Genomic DNA, 18,335 nt, shown 5'->3' with positions numbered 1-18,335 from the left:
GCCACGGTCATCGTTGTGTTAAAGCGCACTGCATTCTTAATGAATACAAATGAGAAATATACGCATTAGTATTTAATGTGTAAACAAGCGTAAGAAAAGTTCTCAACAACGCGCATCAGCACGTCAGCTGAAAGGTCATCACCCGCGATATGCTTAATCCGCCAGCAGCCAGCGGCGTTGTGGCATAAGAAAAAGCGCAATCAGGTTGAAAGAGAGGGAGTAACTCGCTCATACTCTTAGGCGAATCCTGTGCATCCGCGTTTATCTGCAGAGGCAGGCCAGAGCACGGTATAAAAATTTATAAGGAATCAGTCATGGCAGAAGAAACGATTTTTAGCAAAATCATTCGCCGGGAGATCCCGTCGGATATGGTTTATCAGGACGAACTGGTGACCGCATTTCGCGATATTTCCCCTCAGGCGCCAACCCACATTCTGATCATCCCCAATATCCTGATTCCGACCGTCAACGATGTGACCACTGAACATGAACTGGCGCTGGGCCGCATGATGACCGTTGCCGCGAAAATTGCGCGTGACGAAGGTCTGGCCGACGACGGTTATCGCCTGATCGTCAACTGCAACCGCCACGGCGGTCAGGAAGTTTACCATATCCACATGCACCTGCTGGGCGGTCGCCCACTGGGCCCGATGCTGGCACACAAAGGTTAATCGATGCGCGCAGCTCATTTCGGCACACTTCTGGCGGCGGTACTCCTGGCCGGGTGCGGTTCACATGCGGAAATCCCGGTAGGTGAACAGCAGACGCTGGTGATGGAATCCAACGTGCTGGCGGCGGGCATCAGCGCCGATCCACCGTCGGTCACCGCGTCAGAGATTCAGGCCACCGCCACATCCCGGCTGTTTAATGAACGGTCGGAGCCGATCGTCGTGCATTACCGCTTCTTCTGGTATGACGCACGAGGGCTGGAAATGCATCCGCTGGAGCCGGCTCGCAGCATTACGGTGCCAGCACGCTCTTCCGTCACCTTATACGGCAGCGCAAATCTTCTGGGGGCGCACAAAGCCCGCCTTTATCTTTATCTGTAAGGGGTAATTGTAATGATTAAAATGTGTCGCTATGCGTTAATCACAGCACTGGCGATATTCCTTGCTGGGTGCGTAGGGCAACGTCAAGAGCCCGCACCCGTCGAGGAGGCGCAGCCGAAGCCTGAGCAACCCGCTCAGCCTCAGCCGACTGTTCCGACGGTACCGTCCGTGCCGACTATTCCTGAACAGCCGGGGCCGATTGAACACGAGCAGCAACCGGCACAGCCGGCACCGCGGGTGCGTCATTACGACTGGAATGCCGCGGTTCAACCGCTGGCGGGGCAAATGTTGCAGGCCGGTGGCGTCAATGCCGGGAGCATTCTGCTGGTCGACAGCGTGAATAACCGCACCAACGGTTCCCTCAACGCCGCCGACGCCACCAGCGCACTGCGCAATGCCCTGAGCGGCAATGGCAAATTTACCCTGGTCTCCGCGCAGCAGTTGAACGTGGCAAAGCAGCAGCTTGGTCTGTCGCCGCAGGATAGCCTTGGCAGCCGCAGTAAAGCGATGGGCATTGCCCGCACCGTCGGCGCGCAGTACGTGCTGTATTCTAACGCCACCGGCAACGTCAATTCGCCGGAGCTGAAAATGCAGCTGATGCTGGTGCAAACTGGCGAGATTATTTGGTCAGGTAAAGGTGCAGTTCAGCAACAGTAAACTAACGCGCGACGAGGTACTGTCGCGCTATTTTCCCCGCTATTCACCTGTCGCCGACCCGGGCCAGCAAGGCCTGAGCGGCGGCAGCTGTATTATCAGCGATGGCGTTAAACGGCTGGTGCTTCGCCAGCCGCATGACCCCGAAGCCCCCGCCAGTGACTTCCTTCGTCAGTACCGCACGCTGTCTCGCCTGCCGGAGACCATCGTCCCCGCGCCGCGTTTTTATTCACCGAACTGGATGGTGGTGGATTATTGCACGGGCGAGATAAAAAGCGCGCTGCCGGGCAGTCCGCAGCTGGCAGGATTACTGTATCATCTGCACCAGCAGCCGCGTCTGGGCTGGCGCATTGCGCTGGCGCCACTGCTTACGCGCTACTGGCAGCAGAGCGATAGCGCGCGGCGGACGCCATTATGGCTGCGCTGGTACCGGCGTTTGCTGCGGCGCGGTGAGCCTCGTCCTCTGCGTCTGGCGCCGTTACATATGGACGTACACGCCGGCAATATCGTCCACGCCGGAACGACCTTGCGGCTGATCGACTGGGAATATGCAGGCGATGGCGATATCGCGCTGGAGCTGGCGGCGGTATGGATCGCCCCTGAGGTACATCGCCAACTGGTGAGCAATTATGTCCGGCTGGCGCATATTGATGAGCGTCAGCTGTGGCGACAGGTTCAACGTTGGCGCCCGTGGGTCATCTTATTGATGGCGGGCTGGTATGAGCGTCGTTGGCAGCAGACCGGCGACCGGCAATTTATCACGCTGGCAGATGAAACATGGTGTCAGTTAGACAAAGAATAAACGGATAAGAGAGGTCAGTGTGGGTCCGGTAATGTTGGATGTCGAAGGGTTTGAACTGGATGCAGAAGAGCGCGAGATTCTGGCGCATCCTCTGGTAGGCGGCTTGATTTTATTCACCCGCAACTACCACGATCCGGCGCAGCTGCGGGAACTGGTGCGCCAGATCCGCGAGGCTTCACGCAACCATCTGGTGGTAGCGGTCGATCAGGAAGGGGGCCGCGTTCAGCGCTTTCGTGAAGGCTTTACCCGTCTGCCTGCCGCGCAATCTTTTGCCGCACTGCTGGGGATGGAAGCAGGTGGCGCCCTGGCGGCCGAGGCCGGTTGGTTAATGGCCAGCGAAATGATTGCTATGGACATTGATATCAGCTTTGCGCCGGTGCTGGACGTCGGGCATATCAGCGCCGCCATTGGTGAGCGGTCCTATCATGAAGATCCGCAGAAAGCGTTGGCCATTGCCCGTCACTTTATTGACGGGATGCACGACGCGGGCATGAAAACCACCGGCAAACACTTCCCGGGACACGGCGCGGTGACCGCCGATTCCCATAAAGAGACGCCGCGTGACCCGCGCGCTGAAGCTGAGATCCGAGCTAAAGATATGGCGGTATTTCGTACCCTGGTGGAGGAACACCGCCTCGATGCCATTATGCCGGCACACGTTATCTACAGCGACGTCGACCCTCGCCCGGCCAGCGGATCGGCACACTGGCTGAAGACGGTGCTGCGCGGCGAGCTGGGTTTTGACGGGGTGATTTTCTCCGACGACCTGTCGATGGAAGGGGCGGCGATCATGGGCAGCTATGCTGAACGCGGGCAGGCTTCTCTGGATGCCGGTTGCGATATGATCCTGGTCTGCAATAATCGTAAGGGTGCGGTCAGCGTGCTGGATAACCTGTCGCCGATCAAAGCAGAGCGTGTTACGGAATTGTATCATAAAGGTTCATTTACCCGTCAGGAGTTAAGGGATTCTGCCCGTTGGAAGACGGTTAATGCGCAGCTGGAACAGCTCCACGCGCGTTGGCAAGAGGCGAAGTCTGCGTAATTGACCTGAAGTCTGGTGAGGATGCGATGATTATCTATTTACATGGTTTTGACTCAAACAGCCCCGGCAACCATGAAAAGGTGCTCCAGCTGCAGTTTATCGACCCCGATGTGCGCCTGATAAGTTACAGCACGCGGCACCCGAAACATGATATGCAGCATTTGTTAAAAGAGGTCGACAAGATGCTGCAGCTCAATACCGACGACCGGCCGCTGATTTGCGGTGTGGGGTTGGGCGGTTACTGGGCTGAGCGGATCGGCTTTCTGTGCGATATCCGTCAGGCGGTTTTCAACCCTAATCTGTTTCCGGCTGAAAACATGGAAGGCAAGATTGACCGGCCTGAAGAGTACGCGGATATCGGCACCAAATGCGTGAACAACTTTCGCGAAAAAAATCGTGACCGTTGCCTGGTGATTCTCTCTCGTCAGGATGAGGCGCTGGACAGCCAGCGTTCCGCCGACCTGCTGCATCACTACTATGAGATCATCTGGGATAACGAGCAGACCCATAAATTCAAAAACATCTCACCGCATCTGCAGCGTATAAAAGCCTTTAAGACCCTCGGCTGACCCCTCCCCACAACCCGTTGTATGACCATACAGCGGGTTTTTTTATGCCATCTTTATTGCCCGCTCAAAAAACATGCGGTAAAACTTGATGCATATCAATTTTGGTATGACCAATGACCCGTTCATGGTATTCTCAATATCGCTGAATGGTTTCACTGCTGTAACCTGTTGTTAAATAAGAGCTATTTTTATAACTTTTAATTAACAATTGGTTAATAATTTTAGGGGGTCTCGTGACTACACCATTGAAAAGAATCGTCATCGTAGGTGGCGGCGCTGGCGGGCTGGAACTGGCGACTCAGCTGGGGAGAAAGCTGGGACGTCATAAAAAAGCGAAAATCACGCTGGTCGATCGTAACCATAGCCATTTATGGAAGCCGTTGCTGCATGAAGTAGCGACTGGTTCACTCGATGAAGGTGTCGATGCGCTGAGCTACCTGGCTCATGCCCGCAATCACGGCTTCCAGTTCCAGCTGGGTTCGGTGGCGGATATCAATCGTGAAGCCAAAACCATTACCCTGTCGGAATTACGTGACGAGAAGGGCGATCTGCTGGTGGCGGAACGTAAGCTGCCGTATGACACCCTGGTGATGGCGCTGGGCAGTACCTCCAACGATTTCAACACTCCGGGCGTCAAAGAAAACTGCATTTTCCTTGATAACCCGCACCAGGCGCGTCGTTTCCATCAGGAGATGCTGAACCTGTTCCTGAAGTACTCGGCCAACCTGGGTGCTAACGGCAAAGTGAATATCGCTATCGTTGGCGGCGGGGCGACCGGCGTTGAGCTGTCCGCTGAGCTGCATAATGCGGTGAAACAGCTGCACAGCTACGGTTACAAAGGGCTGACCAACGAAGCGCTGAACGTGACGCTGGTGGAAGCCGGTGAGCGTATTCTGCCAGCGTTGCCGCCGCGTATTTCCGGCGCGGCGCATAGCGAGCTGACCAAGATTGGCGTGCGCGTGCTGACCAAAACTATGGTAACCAGCGCCGACGCCAACGGTCTGCACACCAAAGATGGTGAGTTTATCAATGCCGACCTGATGGTCTGGGCTGCGGGGATCAAAGCGCCTGATTTTATGAAAGAGATCGGTGGTCTGGAAACCAACCGTATTAACCAACTGGTGGTGCAGCCAACCCTGCAGACCACGCTGGATCCGGATATCTATGCTATCGGCGACTGTGCCTCCTGCGAGCGCCCGGAAGGTGGATTTGTGCCTCCACGTGCGCAGGCTGCGCATCAGATGGCTACCTGCGCGCTGAATAATATTCTGGCGCAGATGAAAGACAAACCGCTGAAATCCTACGTCTATAAAGACCATGGTTCCCTGGTGTCGCTCTCCAACTATTCGACGGTCGGCAGCCTGATGGGTAACCTGATGCGCGGTTCGATGATGGTGGAAGGGCGTATCGCGCGCTTCGTCTACATCTCGCTGTACCGCATGCACCAGATTGCGCTGCACGGGTACTGCAAAACCGGGCTGATGATGCTGGTAGGGCGTATCAACCGTATTATTCGCCCGCGCCTGAAACTGCACTAATGTCCTGAAGTCTCCGCATCCGGTGCAGGCCCACAGGCCTGTCCGGAGCGATAACCCGGCGAAGCGTCGACGCGCCGGGTTATTTCCAGAATATCTATCTGCTTTGCTCGCCATATCGTCTCAGACTCCTCTGAATCCACGCTATTTGCCGCTGCTTCTCGCATTTTTCATCCGCTTTCTCATTTGCAAGGTTCCCTGCTCGATCGCAAAATTAGGGTTATCAGCAACAAGGGAGGATGTCCCGTGAATAAATCAATGTTGGCGGGTATAGGGATTGGCGTCGCTGCCGCGCTGGGCGTAGCAGCCGTCGCTGGTCTGAACGTGTTAGATCGCGGCCCGCAATATGCCCAGGTGGTTTCCAGCAGCCCCATTAAAGAGACGGTGAAAACCCCACGTCAGGAGTGCCGTAACGTCACCGTGACCCATCGTCGTCCGGTGCAGGATGAAAACCGCATTGCCGGTTCGGTGCTGGGCGCCGTGGCAGGTGGTGTTATCGGTCACCAGTTTGGTGGCGGTCGCGGTCGTAGCGTGGCGACCGTCGCGGGCGCGCTGGGTGGCGGCTATGCCGGCAACCAGATCCAGGGCGCGATGCAGGAAGGCGATACTTACACCACGACGCAGCAACGCTGCAAAACGGTGTACGATAAGTCGGATAAAATGCTTGGTTACGACGTCACTTATAAAATTGGCGGTCAGCAGGGCAAAATCCGGATGGATCGCGATCCCGGCACGCAAATTCCGTTGGACAACAACGGCCAGTTAATTCTGAACAATAAAGCGTAAAAAAGATGCCATTCACCATAAGCCCCCCACCCGTTCAGGCTGGGGGGCTTTTTTTTATCAGAAGCTCAGGGCGTAGTTCAAACCAAAGGTGCGTCCGCGTCCTTTGTACTCATACAGTGAACTGCTGCCGTAGGTCGGGCTATACAGCAGCGGCGCTCGTTGACCCCAGATGGTGACATAATCCTCATTCAGCAGGTTCTCAATGCTGAAGGTCAGCTTGCCCAGCGGCAGTTCATAGCTGCCGATAAAGTCGACGGTATTGTAGCCTTCCAGCTTGTTGCCGCTGGCGTCACTCAGATCGAAGACCTGCTGAGTCTGTACGCGCAGTGACCACGGATCCGGCGCCCAGCCGACCCAGGCGGTGGCTTTTGATGGTGAGGCGAGGGTGACATCCCATTTCTCCCAGCTGCCGTCCGTCTTCACCTGTGATTTCAGGACGTTGAAGTTTGCACCGGTACTCCAGTCGCTCTGCGGGAAGGCGTAGTCGACCGCGCCTTCCACCCCGTAAATGCGTCGCTTATCAGACTGCACGTCGATGGTCATATCGGTGCGGTTAACGACGATGGTTTTGTCTGAGGTGGAATAATACGCCGCCAGCTGCGTGCGCAGGTTATCGCCGGTGTAGCGCCAGCCCAGCTCGTAGGAGTTGACCTTGATCCCCTGCAGCGGCGAGTCGCCGACGTTGACGCTCGACAGCAGCGGGTAGTTGCCGTTTACCGCCGCGCCATATTTACCGATTCCGTAGTATTTCCCCGGATCCGGAAGCTCGACCCCTTGCGAGAAATTAAACCAGGTCTGCTGGCGGTCGGTGAGGTGGGCAACAATCCCGGCGTTAAACAGGAAGTTATCGTAATCGGTCTTGCCGCCGGGGATGGCATCGGCCGAGTTGACTTTGCCGTTGGCAACGTCCTGTTGCTGGGCATAGCCGACAAAATCGTTGACCCGGTTCTCCGTCCACTGGTAGCGCACGCCGCCGCTCAGGGTGAAGATCTCATTAAGGTCATAACTGCTTTGCAGGAACGGCGCCAGGTTGGTGATGCTGTAGCCCGGATAGCGGCCGGTGGTGTAAATCGCGTCGTTGTGCAGGCCGCCGGATGCCATTGAGGTGTTGAGGTCGAAGAACATCTGGTTGGCGTTGAAGGTCTCGTGGTCGGCATCCAGCCCCCAGGTCAGGTCCCAGCCGTCAAGCGGTTGGCTGTTGAGGGTGATTTTCGCCCCGTACTGATCGGTATCCTGTTTTGAGGAGGAGAAACTGCTGACCTGGCCTTTGCTAAGGGTCGGGAAGGGGTAGAAGCTCAGCGACTCGTCGCGGTAGTAGATCTGGCTGACCAGGTTCTGGCCGTAGAAATCGGCGTCGGAGTATTGCAGGCTAATCAGATGACGTTCGGTACCGGGAACACGGTCGGAGTCCAGCCCGTTAGTGGTGTAGGCCTTCCCGTCGCCGGTGACCGCCGACATATTTTTGCCAAGATAGAGGCCGTAATCGTCGCCCTGGCTTCTGTAGTATTGCGTTACCAGCTGCAGCTGGCGGTTTTCGTCGATGTTAATCGTCCCGGTGCCCATGACATCCAGGCGGTCAGAATGCTGCAGGCCGGTCTGGGTGTTATCGAGGATCAGCGCATCGTTGTTGCCGTCATACCAGCCACCGAAGCGCTGATAGGCGACCGATAAACGCCCGGAAGCGTGCTCGGTTCCGCCGCTGACCGCCGCCGCTACCCGCTCGTCATGGTCGTTACTGTTGGCAAAACCGGTTTTACCGCCGAGCTCCAGGTCCACCTGGCGCTCCTGCTGGCCTTTTTTGGTGACGATATTGATCAGGCCGCCGGTACTGCCGCCGCCGTACAGAGAGGTGGCGCCAGAAATCACTTCAATGTGTTCAATATTGAACGGGTCGATAGAATCCAGCTGGCGGCTGTCGGTACGGGATGAATTGAGGCGCACGCCGTCAATCAGTACCACGATGGCCCGGCCACGCATGTTCATGCCGTAGTTGGTGCGTCCCAGGCTGCTGACGTCAATGCCGGGGATCAGTTGGGCCAGAACGTCTTTAAACTCTTTGCCGCCCTGCACCTGCTGTTCAATTTCCTGACCTTCGATAACCCAGGTGGTTTGCGCCATTTCGGCGACGGTGCGATGGGTTCGGTTGGCACTCACGATAATGTTTTCTTCATCGACCTGAGCGGCAAACGCGGGCAGGGCAGTAGCCAGCAGCAGTGGGTTAAGCACCCAGAGACGCGTGTTCATTCGCATTCCTTTTATGAGTAATTACAGCGTTGTTTTTGTTATTCCGGGGCAGACGCGCCGGTGGTTACAGACTGAAATATTTTGAAAAGCAAATGCGAATTTTGCACACATTGATTATCGTTATCAATATCATTTACAACAAAATAACGACTTAATAATATGAAAACATTAATAAAAATAAGGTTAAAGCTGGGGGGTAGAACGTGAAGGCCCGGTGGCGAGTGTCACCGGGTGGCAGCGCAGATTAGTGCTGAAGGATTTGTGGCCACAGCCGCAGCGTGGTGTCGGCGATGCGCATCAGTTTCTCGAAGTCTGCGCCTTCGCGTGCGCTGATAGACATCCCTTGTAAAACACAGTTCAAAAACTGCGCCAGCTGCTGGACGTCGCCCTTTTCCGGTAGCTCGCCGCGCAGCTGACGCTGCTGCAGAAACTGGGCCAGGGTCTGCTCCTGCTTCGCATGGCGCGATTTGATGGTGTTGGCGATATCGGTTGATGAGGCCGCCAGCGCCGCAGAGGTGTTGATCATAAAACAGCCCGCCGGCGTATCTTTGCTGGTAAAGCAGGTCGCGATAGCGGTGAAGTAGTCGCGCAGCGCCTGGTCGACGGATTTATCCTCGTCAAACAGCATCGCTTCGTGCCGGGCGGCGAAACGCGAAATGTAGCGATCGAGTACCGCCAGGAATAACCCTTCTTTGTTGACGAACTCCGCATATAGCGTCGGCGCCTTTGCCCCGGTCGCTTCTACAAGATCGGCAAGAGAAGTTGCCTCGTAGCCGTGCTGCCAGAAAAGTGCCATGGCCTTATCCAGCGCCGCTTCCCTGTCGAACACTTTTGGTCGGCCACGGCTTTTTTTTGTGCAACTTTGAACGTCAGTTGTCATGGTGCCGCTGTACCTATGTTGGTTTGTTGAGTGGGCATTATAAAAATAAACGCCGCAACCTACCAGCGCCGAACCCGCAAAAATAAATAATTCATATATATATGAATTTTAAGTTGTTTATAAATAAATAAACGATCGTTATAAAAATGATTTGACGCGTGATATAGATCACATTAATATTTACCTATCGATCGTTAAGTTAATTCTTGCGACCCTACTAAAATCATCTGCATAGGTATAATAATCATGAAAACCATCAAAACTCTGACGCTGGCCGCTGTGCTGAGCTCTCTCTCTTTCGCCAGTTTTGCTGCTGTTGAAGTGCAATCCACTCCAGCTAACCAACACAAAATTGGTACCGTTTCCGCGACCGCCGGCACCAACTTAGGTTCTCTGGAAGAACAGCTGGCACAAAAAGCGGAAGAAATGGGCGCGACCTCTTTCCGTATCACTTCCGTCACGGGTCCGAACACCCTGCACGGGACAGCAGTTATCTATAAATAAGTTTGTTTTACCCCTGTCATGCCACTGACAACACGCGAGCCTGACCCCTTTATCAGCTCGCGAGCAGTTCGCTGTAAGATGTTCCTTGCTATGCCACAGATGTGAGGCGGTCTTCACCCCTTTATGAGACCGCTGAATGTCGACCTTTCGCGTTATCTTGTTTGTTAGATATCCATAAAAAAACCGCCTGTCAGGTTACCTGCAGGCGGTTTTTTTTATGTCGGTAGTCCGACCGATTTCTTTACATTGCTTGCTCGTGCGCCACATGGTGGCGGGTCACGTTAACCGGCATGCCTGAACGCAGTTCAATGGCGTGGTTCATTACGTCCTGGTTGGTCGCCGGTGACTGCTTAAAGCTCTCCATCGTGCTGTTCATAACGATCGGCAGGGTTTGCGGATCGTCATCCAGATGTTTGGACAGCGGCTGATGGATCTCCACCAGACGCGTTCCGTCCGGCTCAACGGAGGCCTTAATCGGCGTGTTGATGATGTTGACTCTGGTGCCTGGGGTAATCTTGTCAAACAGCGTTTTGATGTCATCATCGCGCAGACGAATGCAGCCGGAGCTGACGCGCATGCCAATACCAAAATCAGCATTGGTACCATGCAGCAAGTAGACACCGCCGTAGGCCGCGAGGCGAATGGCGTGATGACCCATCGGGTTTTCTGGCCCGGCAGGCACCACGGCAGGGAGGTCTATCCCCATTGCTTTATAGCGGGCCCGAATGTTGGCGGTTGGCGTCCAGGTCGGGTTGGCGCGCTTGTCGGAGACGGTGGTGACCATGGTGGGCGTAATCGTATCGCCCCCCAGTTGGCCGATACCGATAGGGTAGACGGTAACCTCGTTTTTACCCGGCGGGTAATAATAAAGGCGCAGCTCGGCGAGATTGATCACCAGCCCTTCACGCGGCGCATCGGGTAACAGGGTCTGTAGCGGAATGGTCAGGACGCTCCCGGCCCGCGGCACAAAAGGGTCGACGCCAGGATTGGCCTGCAGCAAGGCCAGGAAGCCGACGTTATAGCGCTTGGCGATAGCCTCCAGTGAACCGCCGTTATTCTGCACGACGTGAAACTGGTTCTGCCCCACGACGCGGCTGCCCGCCGGCGGTAGCGGCCAGGTGTTGGCGCGGGCGGGCAGCGCCATGACGACGGCGATGGCCATCGCTGCCAGCCAGAGAGATAAACGCGATACGGAAATAGTCATAATAAATAAGCGGTTATTTTTATGCAGAAACAGACGGGGATTATCGCGCGGGTGAATGTGGGGAAACCCTGGTGTATTGCAAAACATTTGTAAAGGTTGCCGGGAGTGACAGAAACCAGCGGCCAGAGGGCAGGGATACGGCGTGCGTTACCGTATCCCTGAGGTGATTAGGCTTATGCTGCGGCGTTCTCTTCGAGCTGGCGCATAAACTGACGCACCCACTCCATTCGGGTTTTACGTTCGCCCAGCTCCTGCATAAATTTCAGGCGGGTCGGCCCGTCGAGGCGGAAATGCTGCGGCTGCTTCTGCAACAGCCCAATCAGCCATACCGGGTTGACGTTGTTCTTTTCATTGAACTCAATCACGCCGCCTTTCTCGTTGCCTTCCAGCTTACGAATGCCGAGTTTCTGCGCCTGTTGTCGCAGGCGGGCGATGTCCAGCAGGTTTCTCGCCGCATCCGGCAGCAGGCCAAAACGGTCGATCAGCTCGACTTTTATCTCTTCCAGATCGTGCTCGTGCTTGGCGCTGGCAATCCGCTTGTAGAACGACAGGCGGGTGTTGACGTCAGGAATAAAATCATCCGGCAGCAAGGCCGGCATCCGCAGCTCTACTTCGGTCTGCTGGCTGGTGAGATCCTCAAGGGAAGGCTCACGCCCGGCTTTCAGCGCATCGACGGCATTTTCCAGCAGCTCCATATACAGCGAGAAGCCGATGGTGGTCATCTGTCCACTCTGATCTTCGCCCAGCAGTTCCCCGGCCCCGCGGATCTCGAGGTCATGGGTGGCCAGCGCGAAGCCGGCCCCGAGATCTTCCAGCGAGGCGATGGCTTCGAGGCGCTTTTGCGCATCGGTGGTCATGGCTTTCGGATGCGGCGTCAGCAGCCAGGCGTAGGCCTGGTGATGCGAACGCCCGACGCGCCCACGCAGCTGGTGCAGCTGTGCCAGACCGAAGTGGTCAGCCCGCTCAATGATAATGGTGTTGGCGGTCGGGATATCGATCCCGGTTTCGATAATGGTGGTACACACCAGCACGTTGAACCGCTGGTGGTGGAAATCGTTCATGACGCGCTCCAGCTCGCGCTCGCGCATCTGCCCGTGACCGATGGCAATGCGCGCTTCCGGCACCAGCTCCGCCAGACGGTCGGCGGCTTTCTGAATGTTTTCCACGTCATTGTAGAGGTAGTACACCTGGCCGCCGCGCAGCACTTCACGCAGGATCGCCTCGCGCACCACCAGCGAGTCGTACTCACGCACGAAGGTCTTCACCGCCAGGCGACGGGCCGGCGGAGTGGCGATAATGGAAAGATCGCGCATTCCGCTCATCGCCATATTCAGGGTTCGCGGAATTGGCGTGGCGGTCAGGGTCAGGATATCGACATCGGCGCGCATGGCTTTTATGCGCTCCTTGTGACGGACCCCGAAGCGGTGCTCTTCATCGACGATCAGCAGTCCAAGATCGCGCAGTTTGACCTCATTTTGCAGCAGCTTGTGCGTTCCGATAAGAATATCGATTTTGCCTTCCGCCGCCTGTTCCAGGATCTGCGCCTGCTCTTTTGCGCTACGAAAACGCGACAGCATTTCAATGCGAACCGGCCAGTTGGCGAAACGGTCGCAGAAGTTATCGAAGTGCTGCTGAGCGAGCAGGGTGGTCGGCACCAGCACCGCGACCTGCTTGTGGTTCTCAACCGCCAGGAAGGCGGCGCGCATCGCCACTTCGGTTTTACCGAAGCCAACGTCGCCGCACACCAGGCGATCCATGGCCAGCGGCTGGCACATATCGCTGAGCACGGCGTTGATGGCCTGCGCCTGGTCCGGGGTGGTTTCAAAGGGGAAACCATCGCAAAACAGCTGATACTGTTCGCGATCGTGTTTGAAGGCAAAGCCGGATTTTGCGGCACGCTGGGCGTAAATATCGAGCAGTTCTGCCGCCACATCGCGGACTTTTTCCGCCGCTTTCTGTCGCGCACGGGTCCAGGCATCGCCGCCGAGTTTATGCAGCGGTGCGTTCTCTTCCGCGCCGCCGGCGTAACGGCTGATCAGGTGCAGGGAAGAGACCGGCACGTACAGCTTGGCATCATTGGCATAGACGAGCATCAGATACTCAGCAGTGATGCCGCCTGCTTCCAGGGTGGTCATCCCGGCATAGCGGCCGACGCCGTGCTCCAGATGCACCACCGGCTGGCCTTCACGCAGCTCTGCCAGGTTGCGGATTAAGGTATCGGGGTTGATGGTGCGCCGGGAATCCTGACGGCGACGCGCCACGCGCTCGCCCAGCAGGTCGCTTTCGCAAATCAGCGCCAGCGAATGTTGCCCGTCGATAAAACCGTGCTCAGCCGCGCCAATCATCAGATAGCGACCGTTACCGCTTGCCTCTTCCAACCGCAGAATATGTTTCGGGGCGATTTTGATGCGAGCCAGCACTTCACCAAGGGCTTCACGGCGGCCTTCACTTTCTACCGAGAAGATCACCGGGCCAGCAAAAGATTCGAGGAAGCGGCGCAGATTATCCAGCGGCGCTTTGCTCTGCGCCTGGATGGAGAGATCCGGCAGCGTCTGATAGCCGAGGTTGGTGTTGGCGGCTTTCTCGGCCAGGCGCTCAGTTTTGAGCTGCACGCGCGGCCACTTTTTCAGCTCGCTAAACAGCTCATCGACCCGCAGCCACAGTAGTTCTGGCGGCAGCAACGGGCGCATAGGATCAACGCCGCGGCTCTCGAAGCGCGCGCGGGTTTCATTTTGAAAACGCTCGGCGCTGGCTTCCAGATCGCCGGTGTTGACCACCAGGGCGTTCGCCGGGAAGTAGCTAAACAGCGGCGGCAGCGGTTCATTGAAAAATAGCGGCTGCCAGTATTCGATCCCGGTTGGCAGCGTGCCTTTGCTGACCTGCTGATAGATATGTTCGGCATCGCGTTTCACTTCAAAACGATCGCGCCACTGGCTGCGAAACAGCTCGATGGCGGTCTGATCGGTCGGGAATTCGTGGGCAGGCAGCAGATTGATGGCCTGCACTTCTTCCAGCGTGCGCTGGCTGTCGACGTCGAACAGGCGCAGGCTGTCAATTTCATCATCGAAGAAGTCGAGACGATAGGGCTGTTCGCTACCCATCGGGAACAGGTCAAGCAGGGCGCCACGAGTAGCATACTCGCCGTGCTCCATCACCTGATCCACATGGCGGTAGCCGGCGCTGTCTAGCTGGGTACGCAGGCCATCGCGCGACAGACGCTGGCCCTTTTTCATCACCAGCGCATGCCCGTGCAGGAAGCTATGCGGACAGACGCGCTGCATCAGCGTGCTGACCGGCACGATCAGCACGCCGCGTTGCATAGTGGGTAACTGGTAAAGGGTGGCGAGGCGGGAAGAGATAATATCCTGATGCGGCGAGAAGCTGTCGTACGGGAGGGTTTCCCAATCCGCCAGGCCGATCACCATGCTGTCGGTAAACTGGCGGATTTCATCATTCAGACGCAGGGCATTTTGCATATCCGGGGCGACGAGTATCACCGGTCCGGCGTGGCGTTCGGCCATTTCCGCCACCAGAGTGGCGCAGGCCGCACCGGTTAATTCGCCGAGGTGCCGCTGATCGCCGGGCTTCACCGGCAGTGCGTATCGATAGTGTTGAGACATAGCTGTTATCAGGATCCCTTCGTGATTCGCTCTATGTGAATACCGTACATTCAATGAAGATGATTATCCGTGATTGACCCGCATTCGCCAACCCGATTGACGGCAGGCGAGGGTATCCAGGGGAAAGATTCTGATAGATAAGCGCTGAGGAATCAAATATCCAGTTGATTTTTCATTGTTTTTTCTTCTATCTGCGACAAAAACTTACCGTTTCAGTGATTTACGCGTTGGGTGATGACATATATACTCGTGCATCGGCTATCAGCAACCAGATGGATTACATGTACCAACCTGCCGCACTATTTATTGGCCTGCGCTACATGCGCGGCCGTGCAGCCGACCGCTTCGGTCGTTTCGTCTCCTGGCTATCCACCATCGGCATCACGCTCGGTGTGATGGCGCTGGTCACCGTGCTATCGGTTATGAACGGCTTTGAGCGCGAACTGCAGAACAACATCCTGGGGCTGATGCCGCAGGCCATCCTCAGCGCCCAACAGGGCTCGGTGAATCCTCAGCAACTGCCGGAAAGCGCTGTCAAATTACAGGGCGTTACCCGCGTGGCGCCGATCACCACCGGCGATGTGGTGCTGCAAAGTGCCCGCAGCGTAGCGGTGGGCGTGATGCTGGGTATCGACCCGGCACAAAAAGATCCGCTCACCCCGTTCCTCGTTAACGTCAAGCAAAGCGATCTCACCGCCGGGAAATATAACGTGATCCTCGGCGAACAGCTGGCGGGCCAGCTCGGGGTGAATCGCGGCGACCAGATCCGCGTGATGGTGCCTTCTGCCAGCCAGTTTACGCCGATGGGACGGGTGCCCAGCCAGCGACTGTTTAACGTCATCGGAACCTTCGCCGCCAATAGCGAAGTGGATGGCTACCAGATGCTGACCAATATCGACGATGCCTCGCGCCTGATGCGTTATCCGCTGGGGAATATTACCGGCTGGCGCCTGTGGCTCAGCCAGCCGTTGCAGGTCGATACCCTCAGCCAGCAGACGCTGCCGCAGGGAACTAAGTGGCAGGACTGGCGCGAGCGTAAAGGCGAGCTGTTCCAGGCCGTGCGCATGGAAAAAAACATGATGGGGCTGCTGCTGAGCCTGATCGTTGCCGTGGCGGCGTTTAACATCATCACCTCTTTGGGGATGATGGTGATGGAAAAACAAAGCGAAGTGGCGATCCTGCAAACGCTGGGGCTGACGCCGCGGCAGATCATGGTGGTCTTTATGGTCCAGGGCGCCAGCGCCGGGATCGTCGGCGCGCTGCTGGGAGCAATCCTCGGCGTGCTGCTTGCCAGTCAGTTAAATAATTTAATGCCGGTGATCGGCGCGTTCCTGGATGGCGCGGCGCTGCCGGTGGCTATCGAACCGTTACAGGTCACGATTATCGCCCTGGTCGCCATGGTGCTGGCATTGTTGTCTACGTTGTATCCTTCCTGGCGCGCTGCCGCCACTCAACCCGCTGAGGCTTTACGTTATGAATAATATCCTGCTGCAATGCGACAATCTGTGCAAACGCTATCAGGAAGGCAACGTGCAAACGGACGTATTGCACAATGTCAGCTTCAGCATTAATGAAGGGGAGATGATGGCGATTGTCGGGACTTCGGGCTCCGGCAAAAGTACCTTGCTGCATCTGCTCGGCGGGCTGGATACCCCAACCTCTGGCGACGTAGTGTTCTCCGGGCAGTCGATGAACCAGCTTTCAGCCGCCGCCCGTGCCGACCTGCGTAACCGCGAGCTGGGCTTTATCTACCAGTTCCACCATCTGTTACCTGATTTCACCGCCCTCGAAAACGTGGCGATGCCGCTGCTGATCGGCAAGCAGAAGGCTTCGGATATCGAGCGCCAGGCAAAAGCGATGCTGCACGCGGTAGGGCTGGAACACCGTAGCCACCACCGTCCGTCCGAGCTTTCCGGCGGCGAACGTCAGCGCGTGGCCATCGCCCGTGCGCTGGTGAACAAACCGCGGCTGGTGCTGGCGGATGAACCGACCGGTAACCTCGATGCGCGCAATGCTGATAGTATTTTCCAACTGCTGGGAGAACTGAACGTTGCCCAGCGCACCGCGTTCCTGGTGGTGACCCACGATCTGCAACTGGCACAGCGTATGAACCGCCAGTTGGAGATGCGTGACGGGCGCCTGAACGCGGAACTGACCCTGATGGGAGCCAGGTAATGACTGCTCCATTATCGTTATTGATTGCCCTGCGTTTTAGTCGCGGTCGGCGACGTGGCGGCATGGTGTCGCTGATTTCGGTGATTTCGACCATCGGCATTGCTCTCGGGGTGGCGGTATTAATCGTCGGCCTCAGCGCGATGAACGGCTTTGAACGTGAGCTGAATAACCGCATTCTGGCGGTGGTGCCTCATGGCGAAATTGAGCCGGTCAAACAGCCCTGGACCAACTGGAACGAGGCGCTGGCGAAAGTTGAGAAGGTGAAGGGCATCGTTGCCGCCGCCCCTTACATCAACTTTACCGGGCTGGTGGAGAGCGGCAGCAACATGCGCGCGATCCAGGTGAAGGGCGTCGACCCGCAGCAGGAGAGCCGCCTGAGTTCGCTGCCGCAATATATCCAGAATAACGCCTGGGCCAGCTTTAAAGCCGGCGAGCAGCAGGTGATTCTGGGCAAAGGGGTTGCGGATGCGCTGCACGTGAAGCAGGGCGACTGGGTGTCGATTATGATCCCCAATTCCGACTCTGAACATCAGCTCCTGCAACCTAAACGCGTCCGCTTGCATGTGACCGGGATTTTGCAGTTAAGCGGTCAGCTCGATCACAGTTTTGCGATGATCCCGATGAGCGATGCCCAACAGTACCTGGATATGGGTAGCAGCGTCACCGGGATTGCGATTAAAGTCACCGATGTCTTCCACGCCAACACGCTGGTGCGTGACGCGGGGGAAGTGACCAACAGCTACGTCTACATCAAGAGCTGGATCGGGACGTACGGCTATATGTATCGTGATATTCAGATGATCCGCGCCATTATGTACCTCGCGATGGTGCTGGTGATCGGCGTGGCCTGCTTTAACATCGTCTCGACCCTGGTGATGGCGGTGAAAGATAAAAGCAGTGATATTGCGGTCCTGCGCACGCTGGGGGCCAAAGACGGCCTGATCCGCGCCATTTTTGTCTGGTATGGTTTGCTTGCCGGTTCGGTCGGGAGCCTGATTGGGGTAGCGATCGGCGTGGTTGGCGCGCTGAAGCTGACATCGGTGATTAACGGGATCGAATATCTGATTGGGCACAAATTCCTGTCTGGCGACATCTATTTTATTGACTTCCTGCCGTCTGAACTGCACTGGCTGGACGTCGTTTACGTGCTGGTGACGGCACTGTTGCTGAGTTTGCTGGCCAGCTGGTATCCTGCCCGCCGCGCCAGCCGCATTGACCCGGCGAGGGTGCTGAGTGGCCAGTAATTTATCGTCATAACCGGCTTTGCTGGT

General features: G+C 56.7%; 16 protein-coding genes. 12 read left to right on the top strand and 4 right to left on the bottom strand.

Going from position 1 to position 18,335, the window contains the following annotated elements; all coding sequences use genetic code 11:
* Positions 1–314: 314 nt before the first annotated feature.
* The 8 genes from hinT (at position 315) to ACMYSN_RS05155 (ending at position 6,437) form a co-directional block, all read left to right on the top strand.
* Positions 315–671 (top strand): purine nucleoside phosphoramidase, encoded by a 357-nt coding sequence (gene hinT / locus ACMYSN_RS05190; RefSeq protein ID WP_123753830.1) that lies wholly within the window; start codon positions 315–317, stop codon positions 669–671.
* Positions 672–674: 3 nt separating this feature from the next.
* Entirely contained in the window at positions 675–1,049 is a 375-nt protein-coding gene (locus ACMYSN_RS05185; RefSeq protein ID WP_123753831.1) for a YcfL family protein, read from the top strand.
* Positions 1,050–1,070: 21 nt separating this feature from the next.
* Positions 1,071–1,706 carry a penicillin-binding protein activator LpoB gene (lpoB, locus tag ACMYSN_RS05180; RefSeq protein ID WP_462498201.1) on the top strand — a complete coding sequence of 212 codons (636 nt, stop codon included), beginning with the start codon at positions 1,071–1,073 and terminating at the stop codon, positions 1,704–1,706.
* Positions 1,687–2,505, top strand: coding sequence for a thiamine kinase (gene thiK, locus ACMYSN_RS05175; RefSeq protein WP_462497276.1), 819 nt, complete (start codon positions 1,687–1,689; stop codon positions 2,503–2,505). Before lpoB ends, thiK begins: the two co-directional genes overlap by 20 nt.
* A 31-nt stretch (positions 2,506–2,536) precedes the next feature.
* Positions 2,537–3,547 carry a beta-hexosaminidase gene (gene nagZ / locus ACMYSN_RS05170; RefSeq protein WP_462497275.1) on the top strand — a complete coding sequence of 337 codons (1,011 nt, stop codon included), beginning with the start codon at positions 2,537–2,539 and terminating at the stop codon, positions 3,545–3,547.
* A 26-nt stretch (positions 3,548–3,573) separates the two neighbouring features.
* Complete coding sequence (gene ycfP, locus ACMYSN_RS05165) at positions 3,574–4,116, top strand: alpha/beta hydrolase YcfP (protein WP_154143625.1); 543 nt, start codon at positions 3,574–3,576, stop codon at positions 4,114–4,116.
* Between the two features lie 233 nt (positions 4,117–4,349).
* On the top strand, positions 4,350–5,654 hold the full coding sequence (locus ACMYSN_RS05160) for an NAD(P)/FAD-dependent oxidoreductase (protein WP_462497274.1): 1,305 nt from the start codon (positions 4,350–4,352) through the stop codon (positions 5,652–5,654).
* A gap of 243 nt (positions 5,655–5,897) precedes the next feature.
* Complete coding sequence (locus tag ACMYSN_RS05155; RefSeq protein WP_462497273.1) at positions 5,898–6,437, top strand: glycine zipper 2TM domain-containing protein; 540 nt, start codon at positions 5,898–5,900, stop codon at positions 6,435–6,437.
* 57 nt (positions 6,438–6,494) lie between these two features.
* Here the strand turns inward: ACMYSN_RS05155 and ACMYSN_RS05150 are convergent, their stop codons facing one another.
* Together ACMYSN_RS05150 and ACMYSN_RS05145 are read right to left on the bottom strand one after the other, a co-directional pair.
* Entirely contained in the window at positions 6,495–8,681 is a 2,187-nt protein-coding gene (locus tag ACMYSN_RS05150; protein ID WP_462497272.1) for a porin family protein, read from the bottom strand.
* A gap of 244 nt (positions 8,682–8,925) precedes the next feature.
* Positions 8,926–9,561 (bottom strand): TetR/AcrR family transcriptional regulator, encoded by a 636-nt coding sequence (locus ACMYSN_RS05145; RefSeq protein WP_462497271.1) that lies wholly within the window; start codon positions 9,559–9,561, stop codon positions 8,926–8,928.
* A gap of 246 nt (positions 9,562–9,807) precedes the next feature.
* Between ACMYSN_RS05145 and bhsA the strand changes: the two genes are divergently transcribed.
* Positions 9,808–10,065: a YdgH/BhsA/McbA family protein gene (gene bhsA, locus ACMYSN_RS05140; protein WP_462497270.1), complete on the top strand. Its 258-nt coding sequence runs from the start codon at positions 9,808–9,810 to the stop codon at positions 10,063–10,065.
* A gap of 241 nt (positions 10,066–10,306) precedes the next feature.
* Here bhsA and ldtC read toward each other — a convergent pair whose 3' ends face one another.
* Together ldtC and mfd are read right to left on the bottom strand one after the other, a co-directional pair.
* On the bottom strand, positions 10,307–11,269 hold the full coding sequence (gene ldtC, locus ACMYSN_RS05135; RefSeq protein ID WP_462497269.1) for a L,D-transpeptidase family protein: 963 nt from the start codon (positions 11,267–11,269) through the stop codon (positions 10,307–10,309).
* 173 nt (positions 11,270–11,442) lie between these two features.
* Complete coding sequence (mfd, locus tag ACMYSN_RS05130; RefSeq protein WP_462497268.1) at positions 11,443–14,889, bottom strand: transcription-repair coupling factor; 3,447 nt, start codon at positions 14,887–14,889, stop codon at positions 11,443–11,445.
* Positions 14,890–15,170: 281 nt separating this feature from the next.
* Between mfd and lolC the strand changes: the two genes are divergently transcribed.
* The 3 genes from lolC to lolE are packed head-to-tail and all read left to right on the top strand — an operon-like array spanning position 15,171 to position 18,308.
* Entirely contained in the window at positions 15,171–16,370 is a 1,200-nt protein-coding gene (lolC, locus tag ACMYSN_RS05125; protein WP_123753843.1) for a lipoprotein-releasing ABC transporter permease subunit LolC, read from the top strand.
* A complete protein-coding gene (gene lolD, locus ACMYSN_RS05120; RefSeq protein WP_462497267.1) occupies positions 16,363–17,064 on the top strand; it encodes a lipoprotein-releasing ABC transporter ATP-binding protein LolD in 702 nt (233 codons plus the stop codon). Before lolC ends, lolD begins: the two co-directional genes overlap by 8 nt.
* Positions 17,064–18,308: a lipoprotein-releasing ABC transporter permease subunit LolE gene (lolE, locus tag ACMYSN_RS05115; RefSeq protein ID WP_187042894.1), complete on the top strand. Its 1,245-nt coding sequence runs from the start codon at positions 17,064–17,066 to the stop codon at positions 18,306–18,308. Before lolD ends, lolE begins: the two co-directional genes overlap by 1 nt.
* Positions 18,309–18,335 lie beyond the last annotated feature (27 nt).

This window comes from Klebsiella sp. R445 (assembly GCF_051131755.1).
Lineage (GTDB): Bacteria > Pseudomonadota > Gammaproteobacteria > Enterobacterales > Enterobacteriaceae > Klebsiella > Klebsiella lignicola.
This window is presented reverse-complemented; position numbering and strand designations above follow the sequence as displayed.

Bases quoted from the DNA above. Each gene is read 5' to 3' on its own strand.
- nagZ (WP_462497275.1), top strand. From the start codon at position 2,537: ATGTTGGATGTCGAAGGGTTTGAACTGGATGCAGAAGAGCGCGAGATT.
- hinT (WP_123753830.1), top strand. From the start codon at position 315: ATGGCAGAAGAAACGATTTTTAGCAAAATCATTCGCCGGGAGATCCCG.
- ACMYSN_RS05185 (WP_123753831.1), top strand. From the start codon at position 675: ATGCGCGCAGCTCATTTCGGCACACTTCTGGCGGCGGTACTCCTGGCC.
- lolD (WP_462497267.1), top strand. From the start codon at position 16,363: ATGAATAATATCCTGCTGCAATGCGACAATCTGTGCAAACGCTATCAG.
- ldtC (WP_462497269.1), bottom strand. From the start codon at position 11,269: ATGACTATTTCCGTATCGCGTTTATCTCTCTGGCTGGCAGCGATGGCC.
- lolC (WP_123753843.1), top strand. From the start codon at position 15,171: ATGTACCAACCTGCCGCACTATTTATTGGCCTGCGCTACATGCGCGGC.
- ycfP (WP_154143625.1), top strand. From the start codon at position 3,574: ATGATTATCTATTTACATGGTTTTGACTCAAACAGCCCCGGCAACCAT.
- lpoB (WP_462498201.1), top strand. From the start codon at position 1,071: ATGTGTCGCTATGCGTTAATCACAGCACTGGCGATATTCCTTGCTGGG.
- lolE (WP_187042894.1), top strand. From the start codon at position 17,064: ATGACTGCTCCATTATCGTTATTGATTGCCCTGCGTTTTAGTCGCGGT.
- ACMYSN_RS05145 (WP_462497271.1), bottom strand. From the start codon at position 9,561: ATGACAACTGACGTTCAAAGTTGCACAAAAAAAAGCCGTGGCCGACCA.
- ACMYSN_RS05150 (WP_462497272.1), bottom strand. From the start codon at position 8,681: ATGAACACGCGTCTCTGGGTGCTTAACCCACTGCTGCTGGCTACTGCC.
- bhsA (WP_462497270.1), top strand. From the start codon at position 9,808: ATGAAAACCATCAAAACTCTGACGCTGGCCGCTGTGCTGAGCTCTCTC.
- mfd (WP_462497268.1), bottom strand. From the start codon at position 14,889: ATGTCTCAACACTATCGATACGCACTGCCGGTGAAGCCCGGCGATCAG.